The sequence below is a fragment of the Thiohalocapsa halophila genome (genome assembly GCF_016583825.1).
In the GTDB taxonomy this organism is placed as follows: Bacteria; Pseudomonadota; Gammaproteobacteria; order Chromatiales; family Chromatiaceae; genus Thiohalocapsa; species Thiohalocapsa halophila.
Map to the genome: position 1 here is coordinate 1 of NZ_NRRV01000250.1, position 704 is coordinate 704.

Annotated in this window: 1 protein-coding gene; it reads left to right on the plus strand. The window is 63.9% G+C overall.

Features of this window, described 5'->3' with window-relative positions:
• Nucleotides 1-96: 96 nt before the first annotated feature.
• Nucleotides 97-681: a Uma2 family endonuclease gene (locus tag CKO31_RS26290; RefSeq protein WP_200243933.1), complete on the plus strand. Its 585-nt coding sequence runs from the start codon at nt 97-99 to the stop codon at nt 679-681.
• The last annotated feature ends 23 nt before the right edge of the window (nt 682-704 follow it).

A 704-nucleotide genomic window follows, 5' to 3' on the forward strand; every position in this document is an offset into this window, starting at 1 on the left:
CTGCTTGCGCAGCCCCTTATGCAGCCGGTGCGTCTCGCCACAGACTTTCGGGGTGTATGCTGGAAGGTCAGCGCCGATCCGTCACGGAGCACATTTATGAGCGCGCCCGCCCCGATGTCCCCGCTCAGCGTCGAGGATTATCTTCTCGGCGAACAGCAGAGCAGCGTCCGTCACGAATATGTGGCCGGCCAGGTGTTCGCGATGGCCGGAGCCGGCGAGGCGCATAACCGCATCTCCGGCAATCTGTTCTTTCACCTGCGTGCCGCCACCCGCGGCACCCCCTGCGCGGTCTTCATCAGCGACATGAAGGTGCGTGTGGAGGCGCATGACGCTTTCTATTACCCCGATGTGCTTGTGGGCTGCGACCCGAGCGACGACGAGCCGCTGTACAAGCGCGCGCCCTGTCTGATCGCCGAGGTAATCTCGCCGTCAACGGAGGTCATCGACCGGCGCGAGAAGCTCCTCGCCTACCGTGCCCTGGAATCGCTGCGCTACTACTTGCTGGTGTCCCAGGATCGTCGCCTGGCCGAGCTGTATCGGCGCGATCCCGACGGCAGCTGGCGCTACGAGGCGATCGAGGATGGCGAGCTGTCCTTCGACTGCGGGGGGCTTGCCATTGATTTCACCCTGGCGGAGGTGTACGAGGACGTGATGCTCGGCCTTGATCGTCAGCGCGAGTAGTAGATCCTGGGGGCTTGCAGACA